7 protein-coding genes and 9 pseudogenes are annotated in these 18,580 nt (G+C 63.8%); 10 read left to right on the forward strand and 6 right to left on the reverse strand.

The window, feature by feature from the left end:
• Positions 1-127: 127 nt before the first annotated feature.
• Positions 128-849, forward strand: a pseudogene (locus Q427_RS05870) (ABC transporter permease).
• Positions 850-892: 43 nt separating this feature from the next.
• On the opposite strand, the gene Q427_RS05875 reads toward Q427_RS05870, so the two are convergent.
• Together Q427_RS05875 and Q427_RS05880 are read right to left on the reverse strand one after the other, a co-directional pair.
• Positions 893-1,681, reverse strand: a complete 789-nt coding sequence (locus Q427_RS05875) for an alpha/beta fold hydrolase (RefSeq protein WP_043511911.1) — start codon at positions 1,679-1,681, stop codon at positions 893-895.
• 101 nt (positions 1,682-1,782) lie between these two features.
• Positions 1,783-2,969 (reverse strand): annotated as a pseudogene (locus Q427_RS05880) (acetyl-CoA C-acyltransferase).
• 169 nt (positions 2,970-3,138) lie between these two features.
• Between Q427_RS05880 and Q427_RS05885 the strand changes: the two are divergent.
• From Q427_RS05885 to Q427_RS05910, 6 genes and pseudogenes are all read left to right on the forward strand, one after another.
• Positions 3,139-3,743, forward strand: a pseudogene (locus Q427_RS05885) (TetR/AcrR family transcriptional regulator).
• 285 nt (positions 3,744-4,028) lie between these two features.
• A pseudogene (locus Q427_RS05890) lies at positions 4,029-5,697 on the forward strand (AMP-binding protein).
• Between the two features lie 16 nt (positions 5,698-5,713).
• Positions 5,714-6,481 (forward strand): SDR family NAD(P)-dependent oxidoreductase, encoded by a 768-nt coding sequence (locus tag Q427_RS05895; protein ID WP_043511912.1) that lies wholly within the window; start codon positions 5,714-5,716, stop codon positions 6,479-6,481.
• A gap of 83 nt (positions 6,482-6,564) precedes the next feature.
• Positions 6,565-7,017 carry a MarR family winged helix-turn-helix transcriptional regulator gene (locus Q427_RS05900; protein ID WP_043511915.1) on the forward strand — a complete coding sequence of 151 codons (453 nt, stop codon included), beginning with the start codon at positions 6,565-6,567 and terminating at the stop codon, positions 7,015-7,017.
• A 242-nt stretch (positions 7,018-7,259) separates the two neighbouring features.
• Positions 7,260-9,070 (forward strand): annotated as a pseudogene (locus Q427_RS05905) (acyl-CoA dehydrogenase C-terminal domain-containing protein).
• 388 nt (positions 9,071-9,458) lie between these two features.
• A pseudogene (locus Q427_RS05910) lies at positions 9,459-10,423 on the forward strand (zinc-binding metallopeptidase family protein).
• A 215-nt stretch (positions 10,424-10,638) separates the two neighbouring features.
• On the opposite strand, the pseudogene Q427_RS05915 reads toward Q427_RS05910, so the two are convergent.
• The 3 genes and pseudogenes from Q427_RS05915 to Q427_RS29815 form a co-directional block, all read right to left on the reverse strand.
• A pseudogene (locus Q427_RS05915) lies at positions 10,639-11,900 on the reverse strand (ATP-grasp domain-containing protein).
• A 616-nt stretch (positions 11,901-12,516) separates the two neighbouring features.
• Entirely contained in the window at positions 12,517-13,656 is a 1,140-nt protein-coding gene (locus tag Q427_RS05920) for an alpha/beta hydrolase (protein WP_231613463.1), read from the reverse strand.
• A pseudogene (locus Q427_RS29815) lies at positions 13,653-13,954 on the reverse strand (winged helix-turn-helix domain-containing protein). The gene Q427_RS05920 and the pseudogene Q427_RS29815 overlap by 4 nt, the downstream one beginning before the upstream one ends.
• 239 nt (positions 13,955-14,193) lie before the next feature.
• Here Q427_RS29815 and Q427_RS05925 point away from each other — a divergent pair.
• The 3 genes and pseudogenes from Q427_RS05925 to Q427_RS05935 all read left to right on the forward strand — a co-directional run bounded on the left by Q427_RS05925 (position 14,194) and on the right by Q427_RS05935 (position 17,947).
• Positions 14,194-14,454, forward strand: a complete 261-nt coding sequence (locus Q427_RS05925) for a hypothetical protein (protein ID WP_043511917.1) — start codon at positions 14,194-14,196, stop codon at positions 14,452-14,454.
• Positions 14,455-14,570: 116 nt separating this feature from the next.
• Positions 14,571-15,875 carry an ATP-grasp domain-containing protein gene (locus tag Q427_RS05930; protein ID WP_043511920.1) on the forward strand — a complete coding sequence of 435 codons (1,305 nt, stop codon included), beginning with the start codon at positions 14,571-14,573 and terminating at the stop codon, positions 15,873-15,875.
• A 108-nt stretch (positions 15,876-15,983) separates the two neighbouring features.
• Positions 15,984-17,947: pseudogene (locus tag Q427_RS05935) on the forward strand (CocE/NonD family hydrolase).
• Here the strand turns inward: Q427_RS05935 and Q427_RS05940 are convergent.
• Complete coding sequence (locus Q427_RS05940) at positions 17,944-18,369, reverse strand: DUF721 domain-containing protein (protein WP_081785847.1); 426 nt, start codon at positions 18,367-18,369, stop codon at positions 17,944-17,946. The pseudogene Q427_RS05935 and the gene Q427_RS05940 sit on opposite strands and share 4 nt — an antisense overlap.
• Positions 18,370-18,580: the final 211 nt, after the last annotated feature.

The following is an 18,580-nucleotide window of genomic DNA, read 5'->3' on the forward strand; positions in this document are numbered from 1 at the left end:
TCTGCATATCGACGACCGCCGGCTGCTGGCGCAGGAGGCGGCGACATGGACGTGATCGAACTCTCCTGGGTGGCAGCTGGCGCTGGCGGCTTCCATGGTCATCGTGCTCGCCGGCTGCACCGCCGTGATGCGGCTAGGCATGAGCCAAAGCCTGCTGGTCGCGGCGCTGCGCACCGTCGTCCAGCTGGCACTGATCGGCCTGGTGCTGGAGGCGCTATTCGCCGCCGAACGCCTGGTCTGGGTGGCCCTGATGGCCTTGGCCATGTTGTTGATCGCCGGCCGCGAGGTAATGGCACGGCAGAAACGCCGCTTGAAGGGCGGCTGGGCCTTCGGCATCGGCACGCTTTCGATGTTCCTGTCGTCGTTCACCGTCACCGTGTTGACGCTGACGGTGATCATCGGCCCCGACCCCTGGTACCGGCCGCAGTATGCCATTCCACTGCTGGGCATGATGCTCGGCAACACCATGACGGGCGTCGCCCTGGCGCTGGACCGGCTCACCGATACCGCCTGGCAGCAGCGGACGGTGATCGAGAACCGGCTGATGCTCGGCCAGCCCTGGCAGGAGGCGATCGGTGGCATCCGCCGCGAAGCGATGCGCAGTGGCTGATGCCGATGATCAATGCCATGGCCGCCGCCGGGGTGGTCAGCCTCCCGGGGATGATGACCGGCCAGATATTGGCCGGCACCTCGCCGGCCCTGGCGGTCAAGTATCAGATTCTGGTGATGTTTACGATTACCCTGGGCACCGGCTTCGGCACCCTGGCCGCGGTGGCGGCAGGCAGTCGCAGGTTGTTCGACTCCCGCGAGCGGCTGCGGCTCGATCGATTGGTGGTGCCGCGGGAGTGACCGGTTTACGCGGCGGCTATCCTGCAGGCAGGGCGAGTTGACATTATCGGGAGTACCGCAGCGCCTCGAGAAAAGCCCCAGCGGCTTCGATCAGTCGCTCCGGGCATTCCCGGTGGGGCACGTGCCCGCAGCCGTTGAGCAGGTGCGGCTCGGAGGGGCCCGGGGTGAGGGCGGCGATGCGTGCCGGCTGTTCCCGTGAGCCGTACTCGTCGAGTTCGCCATGGATGGCCAGCGTAGGGCAGCACACCCGAGCGAGGGCGTCATCCAGCCCCCACTCACGGAAGGCCTCGGAGTGCCAGTTGTCGACCCAGCTGCGCAGTACCCATTCAGCCTTCTCTCCGTGGTACTTCGCCAGCCGCGACAGGCCATTCGGCTGCAGGAAGGCATGCTCCGCCTCGCGAATACCGGCGAGGGTGCAGGGTTCGGTAAAGGCCTGGGCCGCCACGGTAAGCAGTCCCTCGCAGCCGTCCTGATGATGGCCGGCTGCGTAGGCGGCCATACTGCCGCCCACACTGTGGCCGAGGAGAACGAAACGCTCCAGTCCCAATTGCTCGCGAACGGCGGTAAAGGCTCCTGTCGCCTCGTCGGCGATGAAGGTGGACGGCTGCGGCCCCGGGTAGTGAGTCGAGCGCCCGTAGCCAACGCGGTCGTAGGCGATCACCTCGCGGCCCGTCGCCTCCGCCAGTCGTGCCGGGAAGTCCCGCCAGAGCGCGACACAGCCCAGTGAATCATGCAGCAGCACGATGGGGGGAAGCCCATCGACACGGTCGTATTCCCAGTGACTGACGAAGAGTCGGCCCTGCGAGGTGTCGATCCAGAATTCCTTTACCACGGTTGTCTCCTGTTAGCCCAGGCCGGGTGAGTCCAGGCAGAGGAAAGCCAGCGTCCGTTGACGCTGGCTCCTGGGTGGCCTGGTCGAGCGTCAGGCGGGTGTTAGTCGATCAGCTCGACCGCCACGGCGGTGGCCTCGCCGCCGCCGATACAAAGGCTGGCGATGCCGCGCTTGCCGCCCCTGGTACGCAGCGCATGAATCAGGGTGGCGATGATACGCGAGCCGGTGGAGCCGATGGGATGGCCCTGGGCACAGGCGCCGCCATAGACGTTGACCTTGTCGTGGGGAATGTCGAGTCCGTCCATGGCCAGCAGGGTGACCACGGCGAAGGCCTCGTTGATCTCGAACAGGTCGACGTCGGCCACACGCCAGTCCAGCTTCTTCATCAGCTTGTCGATGGCGCCCACCGGGGCGATGGTGAACTCGCTGGGGTGCTGGGAGTGGGTGCTGTGGCCGAGCATGCGGGCCAGGGGCTTGACGCCATGCCGGTCTGCCGCTGCCTGGCTGGCCAGTATCAGCGCCGAGGCACCGTCGGAGATCGAGCTGGCGTTGGCGGCGGTGATGGTACCGTCCTTGGCGAAGGCCGGGCGCAGCTCGCGGATCTTGTCGAGCCGGGCCTGGAAGGGCTGCTCGTCATGCTCGACCAGGGTCTCGCCCTTGCGGCTGGTGACGGTGACCGGGGCCATCTCGGCGTTCAGGTGGCCGGCGTTGGTGGCCTCCATGGCTCGCTCGAGCGAGGCGATGGCGAAGTCATCCAGCCGCTCGCGGCTGTAGTCGCGTGAGCTGGCGACGTCCTGGGCGAAGACCCCCATCAGCTTGCCGGTTTCGGCATCCTCGAGGCCGTCGAGGAACATGTGGTCCTTGAGTTCGCCGTGGCCTAGGCGGTAGCCGGTGCGCGCCTTGGTCAGCACGTGGGGGGCGTTGGACATGGACTCCATGCCGCCTGCCAGCAGGATCTCGCCGCTGCGGCGCGGATCAGGTCGTGGGCCAGCATGGCGGCCTTCATGCCCGAGCCGCAAAGCTTGTTGATGGTGGTGGCACCGATGCCATCGGGAATGCCGGCCTGGCGCATGGCCTGGCGGGCGGGACCCTGCTTGACACCGCCCGGCAGCACGCAGCCCATGATTCCCTCGTCGATGGCAGAGGCTTCGATGCCGGCCCGTTCGATGGCGGCGCGAATGGCGGTGGCGGCGAGTTCGGGAGCCGTCATGCTGGAAAGGCTTCCCAGCATGCCCCCCATGGGGGTGCGAGCTGCGGAAAGGAAGACGATATCGGTGGGGCTGCTCATGGTGTGTTCTCCCGGAGAGTGGCGGATGTTGTTCAGTGTGGATGTTGTTCAGTGTGGATGTTGTTCAGTATAGGTATTCGGTACGAGCGCCGGACTTTCAGTTGGATTGACCTGTCGGCGGGGCTGTGTTTTTCTCAAGATCAACCAAGCAAGCGCTAGTGTAAACCCGATGAATGTCGTTAACGAGTCCCCCCGCCGCAAGGAATTGACCCGCCTGGCCGCCCAGTTGTTCGTGCAGGAGGGCTTCGACCGGACGACGGTACGTATGCTCGCCCAGGAGATGGGCATCAAGTCCGGCAGCCTGTTCCACCACTTTCGCGACAAGCAGGAGATCCTCGCCGCGGTGATCGAGGAGGGGACTCAGAATGCCCTTTCGCTGGCGCGCCATGCGCTCGAGCAGTGCGGCGATTCCCCCGAGGAGCGGCTGCATGCCATGGCCCGGGCGCATCTGGAGACCCTGCTCACCGACCGCAACGCCCATGTGGTGGCCCTTTACGAGTGGCGTCGCCTGGGCACCGAGGCCCGGGCGCATCTCAGCCATCTCCGCGACGCCTATGAGGGCCTGTGGGAAGCGGTGATCGATGAGGCACTGGATGGCGGCCTGATTCATGGTGATCGCTTCCTGGTGTCGCGCTTCGTCATGGGGGCGCTGAACTGGACGGTGCGCTGGTATGACCCCGAGGGCCCCCGCAAGCCCGAGACCTGGCCCATGAACTGATCGCCATGATCGCTCCCTCCACCCACGCCGCCCAGGCGGGGTCGACCAAGGTATAGGCCTGCTGCGCCCTCGTAGGGGTTGCCCTGCGAGCGCTTTGCTTCTAGCTTGTACCTAGCGCTTGCTAGGTTGACGCTTACGTTAACTGAATCTATCCAGAAGTGAGCAACTTCTTCCATTGCGCGGCAGGTGGCCTCGACGGCGCCTGCGCTGCAAGACGCTTCACCCAATGCCAACAACAAGCACAAAGGAGCGAACGGTTCGCGTCGCACGTCTTACGGGGCACTTCCGGCCGGTGTGAGAGCGCAGCGCAGAATCGGGTTCCAAGCACAAGAGGGCAGTTAATGAGCACCCAATCCCTTCCCGAGTATTCCGCCTTCCTCGAGCGATTTTCCATCGATGAAGTCATTGCCCGTCTCGACGATCATCGGGACGGCAAGTTCAACGCCTTCGAATCCTGCTGCGGCCAGCACCTGAGAACGGGACGTGGCGATGTGCTGGCCTGGTGCACGAGGACGTCAGCGGTAACGTCAACCAGATGACCTATGCCGAGCTGGAGGCCGAGAGCGCCAAGCTGGCCGGCTGGCTGGCCGAGCGGGGCCTGGGGGTGGGCGACCGGATCGCCTGCATGCTGCCACGCTCTTCTCAGCTGCTGGTGGCAGTGCTGGCTACCTGGCGCATCGGCGCGGTCTACCAGCCGCTGTTCACGGCCTTCGGCCGGATGCCGTGGACTATCGTCTGGGGCGTGCCGACACCAAGCTGGTGATTACCGATCACGATAACCGCTTCAAGTTCGAGGGCCTCACCCAGTGTCCGCCGGTGCTTGCCGTGGGAGGGCCCAGCGCCGAGCATGGCGAGGACCTGGACTGGAGCGATGCCCTCGCGCACTCACCCATCGAGACCCAGCCACCCCGCCTGGCACCGGATGCCCCTTTCCTGCAGATGTTTACCTCCGGCACCGTGGGCAAGCCCAAGGGCGTTGCGGTGCCGCTCTCCGGCATGCCGGCCTTCGCCCTTTACATGGAGCTGGCCATCGACCTGCGGGAAGACGACCGCTTCTGGAACATGGCCGACCCGGGCTGGGCCTACGGCCTCTATTACGCCATTGCCGGGCCGCTGCTGCTGGGCGTCACCACCCATTTCTGCGAGGCGGGCTTCAGTGCCGAGGGTGCCATGGCCTTCATGAAGCGCCACCGCATCACCAACTTCGCCGCCGCGCCCACCGCCTACCGGTTGATGAAGGCATCGGGGCTGTTCGACAGTGCCCATGAGACACTCGAGCTTCGGGTGGCCAGCTCCGCCGGCGAGCCGCTCAATACCGAAGTGGTCTCCTGGGTCGAGCGTTCGCTGGGCTGTCCGGTCATGGACCATTATGGCCAGACCGAGACCGGCATGACCTGCTGCAATCACCACGCCCTGGAACATCCCAAGCATGTCGGCGCCATGGGCGTGCCGATGCCGGGCTATCGGCTGGCGATCCTCGATGCCGAGTACAACGAGTTGCCTGCGGGCGAGCCGGGCGTGCTGGCGGTGGATGTCGAGCGGTCTCCCGCCCACTTCTTCGCCGGCTATACCTGGCAGGAGAAGCACCCCTTCGCCAAGGGCTACTACCTGACCGGCGATGTGGTCATTCGCAACGAGGACGGCACCTTCCAGTTCGCCGGCCGCGACGATGACATCATCACCACCGCCGGATACCGGGTCGGCCCCACCGACGTCGAAAACACGGTCATGACCCATCCTGCGGTAGCGGAGTCCGCGGCCGTGGGTCAGCCTGACGAGATCCGAGGCGAGATCATCAAGTCCTATATCGTGCTGCGCGACGGCTACGAGGCCAGCGACGCCCTGGCCGACGAGATTCGTCAGCAGGTGCGCGAACGGCTGTCCACCCACGCTTTTCCCCGCGTGATTGAATTCGTCGATACACTACCCAAGACACCCAGTGGCAAGATACAGCGCTTCAAGCTGCGTGCCGATGCGGCGGAGCAGGCAAAGCCGGAAGGCGCGAAATGAAGACGGAGACGATTCGATGCAACTGAAGGACAACACATTCCTGATTACCGGTGCCGCCTCCGGCCTGGGGGCGGCCACCGCGGAGCGCATTGTCGCCGCCGGCGGGCGAGTGGTGCTGTGCGACCTCAACGACAGCGTGGTGGCTCATGCCGCAAGCCTGGGAGCGGCCGCCCGGGCCTGCCGCGGCGATGTGACTTCCGCCGCGGACATGCAGGCTGCGGTCGATGCTGCCGTGTCGCTGGGGGGCGAGAAGGGCATGGCGGGCGTGGTGCACTGTGCCGGCGTCGTCAGTGTCGCCAAGCTTGTCGATCGGGAGGGCAACCCTGCCGATCTCGACGCCTACGCGCGCACCGTGCAGATCAACCTGGTGGGCACCTTCAATGTCATGCGCCTGGCGGCTGCCGCCATGGCGGGCAATGCGCCGGGAGAGGACGGAGAACGTGGCGTGATCATCAATACCGCCTCCGTTGCAGCCTTCGATGGCCAGGTGGGGCAGTGTGCCTACAGCGCTTCCAAGGCAGGGGTGGTGGGCATGAGCCTGCCGGCGGCCCGTGAGCTCTCGCGGCACGGCATTCGGGTCATGGCCATCGCCCCCGGAGTCTTCCAGACCCCGATGATGAGCGAGATTCCCGACGAAGCTGCCAAGGCACTGGCTGCCTCGGTCCCGTTCCCCAAGCGGCTGGGGAAGCCCGATGAGTTTGCCCGACTGGCCGAGCAGATCATCGGCAATTCGATGCTCAACGGCGAGGTGATCCGCCTCGATGGCGGGATTCGCATGCAGTAGTCGCCGGCGGCAAGCGACAGGGCTTGGCATGAATTGGCTGGCGCGCTAGATTATTGTGCTAACAATAACCCGGAGCGCCAGCCATGCCCCAGAACGATACCTGTTCCACGTTACAGCTCGACGATCAGCTCTGCTTCGCCCTCTACTCCACCTCCCTCCTGATGACCAAGTTCTACAAGCCCCTGCTTCAGGCGCTGGGCCTCACCTATCCGCAGTACCTGGTCATGATGACACTGTGGGAAGAGGATGGCCTCAGCGCGGGTACCATCAGCCGTCGACTGATGACCGATACCGGTTCGTTGACCCCCCTGTTCAAGCGCCTGGAAGCCGATGGCCTGCTCAGGAGAGTGCGCAGCACAACCGATGAGCGGGTCGTCGAACTGTTCCTCACCGACGCCGGCCGGGAGCTGCGCGAGCGTGCCGAGGAGATCCCGGACTGCGTGGTGATGGCCAGCGGCGCCTCCTTCGACGACCTCAACTCCCTCAAGTCGAGGCTTGAGTCGCTGCGCGCACGTCTCCAGGATGCGATGCCCTGACGCCGGGCCTTGCCAAGGCCCAGGATCACGTCGTTGCCCCCATGTCCGCCGCCATGCACATGTCATGAGCCCCGTTCGACGAAAAGGCTCAAACAAGCGCTTGACTCTCGGCTTGTCGCAAGCTAGTTTCAAACACATGTTTGAAAGCGGCCGGCGCCGCCTTCACGCGCCCGAATTCAGGCGACCTTCCGTGGCGAGCCTTCGCGGCGATCCTTTGTGGCGACCCTTTGTGGAGAGTAGAAATGCCCGACTATCAGGCCCCCCTGCGCGACCTGCGCTTCGTAATGGACGAGATGCTGGATTACCCTGCTCACTATGCCCGTCTTCCGGGCGGTGAAGAGGCCTCTCCCGACGTGGTTGCCGCCATTCTCGAGGAGGGCGCACGCTTCGCCCGCGAGGTGCTGCTGCCACTGAACCAGACGGGTGACCAGGAGGGGTGCTTGCTCGAGGGCGGCGAGGTCAAGGCGCCAAAGGGCTTCAAGGCGGCCTACGAGCAGTACGTGGAAGGTGGTTGGCCGAGCCTGGCGGCGTCTCCGGAGCACGGCGGGCAGGGGCTGCCCCATTCGCTGGCCATGGTACTCAACGAGATGGTCTGCTCCACCAACCTGGCCTGGGGCATGTACCCGGGGCTTTCCCACGGCGCCGCCGATGCCCTGCGTCACCACGGCACCGAGGAGCAGCAGGCCACCTACCTGACCAAGCTCGTGGAGGGCGTCTGGACCGGCACCATGTGCCTGACCGAGCCCCACTGCGGCACCGACCTGGGCTTGATCAAGACCCGTGCCGTGCCGGCAGCCGACGGCGGCTACGACATCACCGGCACCAAGATCTTCATCTCGGCCGGCGAACATGACCTGGCCGAGAACATCGTCCATCTGGTGCTGGCCAAGCTGCCGGACGCCCCCGAGGGCTCCAGGGGCATCTCGCTGTTCGTGGTGCCGAAGTTCCTGCCCGACGCCGACGGCAACCCCGGCGAGCGCAACGGCGTTTCCTGCGGCTCCCTGGAGCACAAGATGGGCATCCACGGCAACGCCACCTGCGTGATGAACTTCGATGGCTCCCGCGGCTACCTGGTGGGGCCGCCCAACAAGGGCCTGGCCTGCATGTTCACCATGATGAATGCGGCCCGGCTGGGCGTGGGTATCCAGGGTCTGGGCCTGACCGAGGCAAGCTTCCAGAACGCCCTGGCCTATGCTCGTGACCGTTTGCAGATGCGGGCGCTCTCCGGCCCCCAGGCGCCCGAGAAACCCGCCGACCCGATCATCGTCCATCCCGACGTTCGTCGCATGCTGCTGACCCAGAAGGCCTTCGCCGAAGGTGGCCGCATGCTGGTGCTGTATACCGCTCAGATGCTGGATATCGTCGAGCATGGCCCGGATGCCGCCGAGCGAGAGCAAGCGGAGGTGCTGCTGGGCCTGCTGACACCCATCGTCAAGGCCTTCCTTACCGAGGTGGCTTCGAAGCCACCAACGAGGGGGTGCAGGTCTTCGGTGGCCACGGCTTCATCCAGGAGTGGGGCATGGAGCAACTGGTTCGCGATGCGCGCATCACCCGCCTCTATGAGGGCACGACAGGCATCCAGGCCCTTGACCTGCTTGGCCGCAAGGTCCTGATGAGTCAGGGCGAGACGCTCAAGGTCTTCACCAAGCAGATCCACAAGTTCTGCCAGGCCGAGGCCGAGAATGCCGAGCTGGCCGAATTCACCGGGCCACTGGCCAAGCTGAATGCCGAATGGGGCGAGCTGACCATGGGTATCGGCATGAAGGCCATGCAGGATCGTGAGGAAGTGGGTGCCGCCAGCGTCGATTACCTGATGTACTCCGGCTATGTGACCCTGGCCTACCTCTTCGCCCGTGCGGCGAAGCAGGCCGCTGCGGCACTCGCTGCCGGCAGCGACGATGCGGCCTTCTACGAAGCCAAGATCAAGACTGCACGTTTCTACTTCACGCGCCTGTTGCCGCGCACCCGTGCCCATGCCGCCATGGTGCAGGCTGGGGCGGAGCCGCTGATGGCTCTCTCGTCCGAGGACTTCGGTCGCGGTTTCGAAATCTAATCCAGCCAGGCATCTCTCTCGGTCAGTGCTGTTCTGATCGTTTCGCGGCGGGCATTTGCCCGCCGCTTTTTTTCGTGGGTTGTCGCTGGCACCAGTGGTGGCCGGGAGGCATCGAGCGGATGGATACGCTGGTGCGGCATCACGACAGTTTTGGCGGCAGACAGGGTCGCTGTTGGGGGAGTCCCGCCAAGACCGGCAGTGACCCTCTCGATGGCGTGCCGCCGGGTGGGGGCATACGCCCAGGCGTCCTGTCGCCGTTCCGTTGGGCAATACGATAAGTGGCAGGATGCTGCGGTGGTATCAGTGATACGCTGTTAGCGGAATAGCAGCATACAGCTGCTACTGCTCCCATGGCCCGCCGCTCTGGCGTTGTTCAGGAGTCACTGCCATGCGTGTTTTTGCCAACCCCGTCGGTCTCGGGTCTCTGTGGTTCGACAACCTCGCCACCGCCATAGGCACACCGGTTGCCTATGATCCTCAGGCCAGGGCTTTCATCACCATGCCCCCATACTGCGCCAATCGCGACGTTATCGGCTGCAATTGGATCGCCCCCCAGCAGGCGCCTTCTGTCGAGCCTGCGCCATGACTGAGCTGGCTCCGGATACCTCCATTCCCAATGCTATCCCTCACTGGGCGAAGACCGAGGCTGCCAAGCGCTGGGTGCTCGATAATCTGGGCCGCTGGAACTGGTTTCGACCTGAGGATCCCGGCGCTCGCCCGGTGTTTCACATGCTGGCCGAGGGTCATACCCCGGTGCCCATGGGACATGTCGGGGGCGTAGTGACGATCAGTGTGGCGGAGGCAGACCCGATCCTGAGTACTAGCCGCCGCGAGGCCCTCGAAGAGCCCTATCGCACCATGATCGGCCATATGCGTCACGAGATCGCGCATATGCTCTGGTGGCGACTCAGCCTGCGGGACGATTTTCTCGACGCTTTCCGAACCACGTTCGGCGACGAGCGGCAGGACTATCCCGCGGCGCTCAAGCGACACTATCACGAAGGGCCGCCGCTTGATTGGCGCTCAAGCTTCGTCAGCACCTATGCCTCCGCTCACCCCCACGAGGACTGGGCTGAAACGGCTTCCCACCTGTTACATCTCACCGATATCGCCGATAGTTTCGTTGCCGCGGGTCTCTCCTCTGCCGATCTGCCGTACCCCGGATGGGACCCCTATATGGAAGCAGATGCCGAGCGCTTGATCCACGTGGCGACGCATCAGGTCATGGCGATCAACCACATCAATCGCGCGATGGGGCTGTCGGATCTCTACCCCTTTGTGCTTTCCCAAGCGGTGCGCCGCAAGCTCGTCTTCATGCACGGCTGGCTGCGCCGAGGTGCCCAGGGCCTTTGAACGCAAAGTCGGTGTCGGCCGCGCCTCGCTCCCGGTTGGAGCCTGGCACGCAGCTAACCGAAGTCCAATGGGCTCGGCGGGTTGTCGCAGGGGAAGAGTGGCTCAACGGGTAGCGTGTTGCGTTGAGCAGGGCTGGGCGGCCTCGATGTGCCTGCTTGCAATGGGCAGGGCTTAGCCCCTGCCCCTGGTCACATCAGCGTGAAAGGAAGTCGGCCCTAGACGTAGAAGTCCAGGTCCTCTTGAGCCTTCAACAGGTCCCGCATCTTGATGGGGTCGTCACCGAAGAAGAAGATGAGACCCCAGTGTGTGCCGAAGGCGACCGGTCCGGCACCGTTTCTTCGGCCGGGGCCACCAGCTCGTGGGACTCGAAGTACGGATGTTCGACGGTCTCCTTGGGCATCTCCAGTTTGCTGACGACACGACGCCTTGGGTAGACGCCGAAGCAGCCCGCATAGCCTTTCGCGTCGACCACCTCCCGGGGGAAGAAAGCATCGACCTCCTCCTGGGTGCTCTTGGGGTCGAAAACCAGCATCGATGCCTGGTAGGCACTGAATCCGTAGGCGCGCTCGATGAGCTCGAAGGCCTTGAAGCCGGGTGGGCGATAGGCAACCTCACCGAAATACATCTCACCATCCGCCGCCACGAAGTACTCGGGATGGATCAGGCCGAACTGGATGTCGAACGTCTTGATCAGCTTCTCGATCTGCTTGGTGATGGCGGTACGCCAGCTCTCGAGTTCCCGTGTGGCAGGAACGAACACCGAATATCCCAGGGTCACGTACTCGGAGATATTGAGGAACTTGATCTTGCCATCATGGATCCAGGCCTCGACGGCAAACTCCCAGCCATCAAGGTGACTCTCCATCAGCAGGGGATACTCTTCGGCCGGGATGCTGTCGATCTCGTCTATCCTGCGGATCATGCGGTGTCCCAGGCAGCCTGCCTTGTCGAAGGCCTTGACATGAATCGGATCATCGGGGTCGCCGTCGAGCTTGAGCAGCGTCTGGTTGACCCGCTTCATGAAGCGGATGATGTCTTCCTTCTCATGGGCTTCCTCGAAGATACCCACGCGAATGCCGCCCAGCTGGGCGCGTCGCTTCATCAGCGCCTTGTCCCTGAACAGGATGGATTGTCCGAACATGCGCGGGTTGTCCATCAGGACGGAGTTGATTGCACCCGACCATTCGACGGTTTCCTCGAACAGCGGTATGGCCACGTCTACGCCTTCCTCCTTGAGCCGTTGCGCAATCTCCACGGAGCGATCATTCAGGCGCAGGAAGTCCCACTGCATGTATGGGATCTTGTTGGCTTCGCAGAAATCGGCGGCCCAATCCGGCGCCACCACAATATAGCGTCGATTGAATTTCTGTGCGGCCTTGATGGCATTGACGCTCCAGCCCAGCAGCGCGATATAGCCTTGCTGGGGTCCTTGGGCGTTTCGGTTCCCTTGACCGAGTCCATGGTTGGATCGGTCCAGCTTGAAACGTCCTTGGTCACCGGGGTTTCTGTTGCAATCGACATATGTTGTTCTCCATCTTCCTTATGCAGGAAATTGATGCTCGATCACGAGCAGACTTGTCGCCCTTGCCAGCCAGGCATCTTCGGCTACCGTACCGACGCCCAGCCATGCCGGGCCAGATGCATGACTTGATCACATTCAGCGGTTGGAATATCGCCCGGCCCAGCACGTTGAGAAGGTCGCTGAGCAGGAAGCATTCGGGCAAGGAACTGATTGGCGTGCTTCGCCGAGACCGAAGGGTGTGGATAATCACCCTTGGCCCCGGCCGGGAGGGTGTCCGGCTCAGGCCTTCGGCCCGGATAGCGACCGGGTCGCCTTGACACGTGGGTAAAGGGCTCCCAGCCCCTCTCGACATCAAGCATCAGAAGGCATGCTGAATCTATCACCTCGAATACGCGAGAAACCGCAGCAATGGCATTTGCGGCGAAAAGTCGCTCGATGGTGGCATCGAACGGCTTGACAGGCTCGTCGAGCTAGCCGTTGTCATGGGTGGCTGCTCCATGCCGATCAACGATCATCCAACGACACTCCGCCCTATTTCGTCACATGTCAACCACGGGTGTGTTGGTCATGCTCAAGGCATACTGCCGTCTGCAGTGCGTCGATTGCCATGGCGCCCACCTCGGTGGCAAAGCGCCTCGCGGGCCTGGTCACGACTCGTCTCGTGGCCGGAAGGCAGGGGGCCGGCCGGATTGGTCAGCCAGGCGACGATATCCTGCTCGGTGCGACCGCGCTGGGTATAGCGAGTCAGCATATGATAGCCGTCCGGGTAGAGCACCATGCGCCAGCCAGGTATTTCGGTAGGGCGTGGTTCGGGCAGCTTGTCCAGCAGGGCACAGAATGCCTCGGCCGGGATGACCTGGTCTTCGTCGCCATACAGGATCAAGGTCGGCCCCGGCAGTTCACTGGCGGCTTCCAGGGCCTCTCCCATTGCCTGGGTCAAGCCGGCCAGGGTGTCGACACGGGCGCTGCGCAGGATCAGCGGATCCTCGGCCAACTGGCGCTTGATCGTCTCGTCATCGGTGGGTTCTATTCCCAGGCGCCGAGTGGTACGTACCGAAAAGGAGAGCTGGGGTACCAGGCGAACGCCGAGCCACAGGCCCAGCCGCTGATACCAGGGCATCGCCTGCTGCCCCCACACGGCGGGGGCAATCAATACGCTGCCATCCACAGGAGGGGCGTCGTCGTCGGTCATGGCGAGTATCACGATAGCCGCTCCCATGCTCTTGCCGATCAGGTAGAGCGGCGTGTTCGGGTGGCGTTCACGTAACAGCTCGGCCAGCAGTGTCACGTCATCGCCCAGTCGCTGATGCCCCGCCCAGATGCGACGCTGCTCGGTGGTGCCGAAGCCGCGCTGATCATGGGCATAGACTTCCACACCCTGGCGGGTCAGGGCGTCGGCAAGCACACTGAAACTACCGGCATGGTCATTGAAGCCGTGCACCGCCAGAACCACGGTGCCGAGTTCTCCCTGGGCGGGCCAATGGCGTAGGGGGAGACGGTAGCCATCGTCGGCAATGACCTGGTGAGTTGTGAGCTGAGGTTCTTCTGCCCCCGGGCCGGGTGTCTGCAGCGTTTCGTTGCTGGCGCAGCCGCCCGCAGGCAGCAGGGTGAGCAGCAGCAGGGCGGGCCCCAGCCAGGCTAGCCCAAGCCAGGCGGGCCTGAACAGGCGATCTTGCAGCGGTAGTGGCAGGGTGGGGCGCATACGGCTCATGGCATCGCCGGGTAGCCGAGCGCTTGGCGAAGCCGGTCCGCATGGGCCGAGGTCCAGTCAGGGGAGATGGGGCCCAGTCGCGTATCACATAGCGTCCGATATTGTGCCTCGCGCCGTCACCGGGCTCGAACTCGCAGCGGATGTCGAGCTCTGCCAGGGCCGTGATGGTGTCCTGGGCGGTGCGTCTCGGCATGCCGGTTGCCCCGGTGATGGCCGGCACGCTGGCGAATCCGGTCCTGATCAGGTGAGCCACGTAGAGGCGACGATAGAAGCTGGAGCGGGTCTTGCTGAGGGACATGTTGGGTTCCTGAAGCGTTGCTGAAGCGGCGGTGCGTCGAGCCGTGAGCGAACTGGCGAAGATCGTTTAAGGATAGCGCCAGGGCCGGGGGATTGGCCACCGGCAACCCAGACGGCCCGTTTGCGAGTGCAGGTCGGGAAATTTGCCTACAGTACTAGGAGCAGGGTGAATTCATGCGCCTTTCGCTTGTCATTTGGACAGGCAAGCAATGAAAGACCTACGAATCAGGGAGGAGAGAGATGGCCGTCAAGCCAGTGAGTGAAGCCGAGTTGCTGGTCCAGATTGGGCGCTGCATGTTTGGTGAGCGAGTGGTCGTGGAGTGCGAAGGAAAACGTTTCTCGGCTCGCGTTCAGCATGTCGGGGCTACCGGAGTGAAGGTCATTCCCGAGACAACGCTGGCAGAGCACGACGGTGATCCTGGCGACATCCAGGGTGTGATGGTCTCGTATGCCGATATCAGGCAAGTCGAGGTCGGGGGTGATACCTATCGATTGGAATGAGCGGTAGTGATTGGCGTGAGGCTGTCGCTGCTCGCTGGCTCGACCGAAAAGGGCAACCAAGAAGCGCCTGCCCTTGCGCTTGACGAAGGGAGATTTTCGACAAGGAGAAGGCACGCATGAGGTGGAACGTTTTCGTGGTTGGCTATGACGAGCTGGGCAGGCATCTGCTGCCTATGCTCAACCAGGCCAGGGACTATGCTTTTCATAGCCTGCTGTCGCTCGATGAGGTGGTCCATGCCGCTGAGTACCCCTTCAAGCGTCTGGTCGCTGATGCGTTGGATGAGGTGGCGCGCTTCGACGGCTCCGTGGATGCCATCGTGGGATACTGGGACTTTCCCACCAGCGCGCTGATACCGGTGCTGAGGCAGCGCCTGGGTCTTCCCGGACCCTCGCTGGAAGCGGTGCTCAAGTGCGAGCACAAGTATTGGAGCCGAGTCGAGCAGCGCAGCGTCATACCCGAGTGTGTGCCGCCTTTCCAGGCCGTGGATCCCTTCGATGACTATGCCGTCGAAAAGGTCGAGATCGACTATCCGTTCTGGATCAAGCCGATCAAGGCTCACTCCTCGCAGCTGGGTTTTCGCATCGACACACCGGAACAGCTACGTGAGGTCATGCCGCGTATCCGCCAGGGCATTGGTCGTTTCGGCAAACCGTTCGATGAGGTCTGTTCCTACGCCGAGCTGCCCGACGAGGTGGCCTGGGTCACCGGGCATCATTGCATCGCGGAGGCGATCATCTCAGCCGGCACCCAGTGCACGCTGGAGGGTTACGTACAGGACGGGCAAGTCCATCTCACCGGTAGCGGCATGATCGACTCCGTTCGTGATGAGACCCATCGCTCGGTGCTGCTGCGCTATGAATATCCCTCCCGCCTGCCCGAGCCCGTACAGAAGCGGATGGTAGGCCATGCGCGGGCGGTGGTCAGGCAGCTTGGCTTCGATAACGGCCCCTTCAATATCGAGTTCTACCACGAGGCGGAGAGCGACCGCATCTGGGTGCTCGAGATCAATCCTCGCCTGTCGCGCTCCCATGCCGCCATCTACCAGTTGGTGGATGGCGCGCCCCATTTCCAGGTGATGGTCGACACGGCGCTTGGCATCAAGCCAAGGATGCCTTACCGGCAGGGACAGTATCCCGTTGCCGCCAAGCAGATGCTGCGCGTCTTCGAGGATGGCGTGGTTCGTCGCATGCCGGCCGCTGAGGAGGTTCGGCGGGTCGAGGAGACATTCCCCGGGACCAAGGTCGAGTTCAACGTGAGCGAGGGCATGCGCCTATCCACGCTGATGCATCAGGACAGCTTCTCCTACGAGCTCGGGGTGCTCTTCATCGGCGGCGAATCCCATGCCGATCTGCTTTCCCGCATCGAGCAGTGCCGGGAGATGCTCTCGTTCGATATCGAGCCGGTCTCCGCCTCGAATTGAGCCAGGCCATTATGGCCCGCTTTTCCAGTCAGTCACGGGAGGGCCTTGATGAAAGTCGTGAACGAATTCCCCCATTCGGTCGAGTGTCGGGATCCTGTCTGGATTCCCATGCCCGATGGCGTGCAGTTGAATGCGCGCTTATGGCTGCCCGAAGAAGCGAATGAGAACCCGGTGCCGGCCATCCTCGAGTACATCCCCTACCGGCTGCGGGACGGCTCGGCGAAGCGCGACGCCATGCACCACCACTATTTTGCCGGCCATGGCTATGCTGCCTTGCGCGTCGATCTACGAGGCAGCGGCGACTCCGGCGGAGTGCTCGAGGATGAATATCTGGAGCAGGAGTTGACGGATGGGGAGTCGATACTGCGCTGGATTGCCGCCCAGCCTGGTGCGACGGCAACATCGGCATGATCGGCATCTCCTGGGGCGGCTTCAATGGGCTTCAGCTCGCTGCCCGGTGCCCCCCCGAGCTCAAGGTGGTGGTCAGCGTCTGCTCCACCGACGACCGCTATACCGATGATGTTCACTACATGGGAGGCTGTCTGCTGGGGGACAACCTTTCCTGGGCATCCACCATGTTTGCCTACAACTCACTGCCCCCCGACCCCACCATCGTGGGTGATGCCTGGCGCGACATGTGGCACCAGCGACTCGAGGGGAGCGGCTTGTGGCTTTCGACCTGGCTAGCGCACCCCCATCGCGATGCCTATTGGCAGCACGGCTCCATCTGCGAGGATTTTTCCCGGGTGCAGGTGCCGGTACTCGCCGCCAGCGGCTGGGCAGACGGCTACTCCAATGCGGTCAAGCGTTTGGTGAGCCAGCTGCCCGAACAGTGCAAGGGACTGATAGGGCCCTGGAGCCACAAGTATCCCCATATCGGCGAGCCCGGCCCAGCCATCGGCTTCCTGCAGGAGTGCTTGCGCTGGTGGGGGCGTTATCTCAAGGGGGAAGCCACCGGGGTGGAGCAGGATCCGGCCATCCGGGTGTGGATGCAGGACAGCGTGCCACCGACGACCCGCTACGGGCATCGCCCGGGACGCTGGGTGGCGGAGCCGGCCTGGCCGTCACCCAATATCGAGTACTGGACACTGCTCCTGGCACCAGGTCGACTGGCGCTGGACGACAAGCGGCGCAGCGAGGAAACGGCGCTGACGGTGCAGTCGCCGCTGACTTGTGGGCTCTTCGCCGGCAAGTGGTGCTCCTACTCAGCCGGCCCCGACCTGGCACATGACCAGCGCGAGGAGGATGGCGGTGCATTGACCTTCGACAGCCTGCCGCTTGACGAGACGCTGGAAATGATGGGCGCTCCCGAGCTGGAGCTGGAGGTGGCATCCGATCGTCCCGTGGCCATGGTGGCGGCACGACTCTCCGATGTGGCCCCCGACGACAAGGCCACTCGCGTCACCTACGGCCTGCTCAACCTGACCCACCGGGATGGACATGCGAATCCGCAGCCGCTGGAGCCAGGTCGCCGCTACCGGGTCAGGATCCAGCTCAACGACGTGGCCCAGGTCTTTCCCCGCGGCCACCGGCTCCGTCTGTCACTCTCCACCTCCTACTGGCCGTTGGCCTGGCCGCCTCCCGAGCCTGTCCGGCTGACCCTCTTCGACAAGGGGAGCGAGCTGGTCCTGCCTGTGCGCAAACCGAGGAAGGAGGACGCAGACCTGGTGCGGTTTGGCGACGCGGAAGCCGCCCCGACCATCCCCTCGACGCCGCTGGAACCGGAACATCACAACTGGTATGTCCATCGCGACCTGGCTGAGGATGTATCGACCCTTGAGGTGATCAACGACAGCGGCACGGTGCGGCTCGAGGATAGTGGCCTGGAGGTCACCACCCGGGCCGTGGAGCGCTATCGCTCACGGGACGACGACTTCGATTCCGTGAGTGGGGAGAGCGTCTGGGAGCGTTCGCTTAAGCGGGGCGATTGGCAGGTCAGTATCGTGACACGCACCGTACAGACCTCGAGTGCCTCCGATTTCTTCCTGCATGCCACGCTGGATGCCTACGAAGGGGAGCGCCGGGTCTACTCGCGAACCTGGGATTACACCATCCCGCGCAAGTTGGTCTAATCGCTTCGCTGTGCGTGGGAGGCGAGGCGCTCCAGGGCACGTTTGAGCCGGGGGTCCTCGGTGTCCGCGGCGCAGGCGGCGATCTCGTCGGCGGCGGGTGCAGGCAGCTGGCGCACCTGGCGTGGTGGTACCTTGAGTGGGCGTACAGGCCGCACCTTGAGGGTGAACCCCGTGACCGCGGCGAACTCCGGCAGTTGATGCAGCAGGGTGAGCAGGCGCTGCTGTTCGTAGCGTAGCCAGGTCAACCACACGGCACGGTCGGTGATGATCGTCAACTTCCCTTCACGAAAGCCCCCGACATGGACGTGTTCGCCCACTTCTTCCGGCAGGTGGTCCCGAAGGTGCTGCTGGGCACGTGCGATAAGCCTCGCCGTGCGCATCAGCGGAGCCAATTCGCCGCCGCCGCCCAGCAGGCGAGACATGGGCTGTGCGCGTGAACGCTTAACCTTTATACTCATGAGCTTATTCTCGGGGGCAGAGGCCTTCTCCAGGTTGCCGTTAGCGACCTTGGCCGCTGTCCTGATGTCCAACGCCCGTGGTTACGGCAAAGCCTAGCACGCTCGGGAGATACGCTACAGCATGACCACTGTCCTGCCCCAAGGCCGTACCGTCGGCGCCCCGAACCCCGGGGCG

The sequence above is a fragment of the Halomonas sp. BC04 genome (assembly GCF_000568385.1).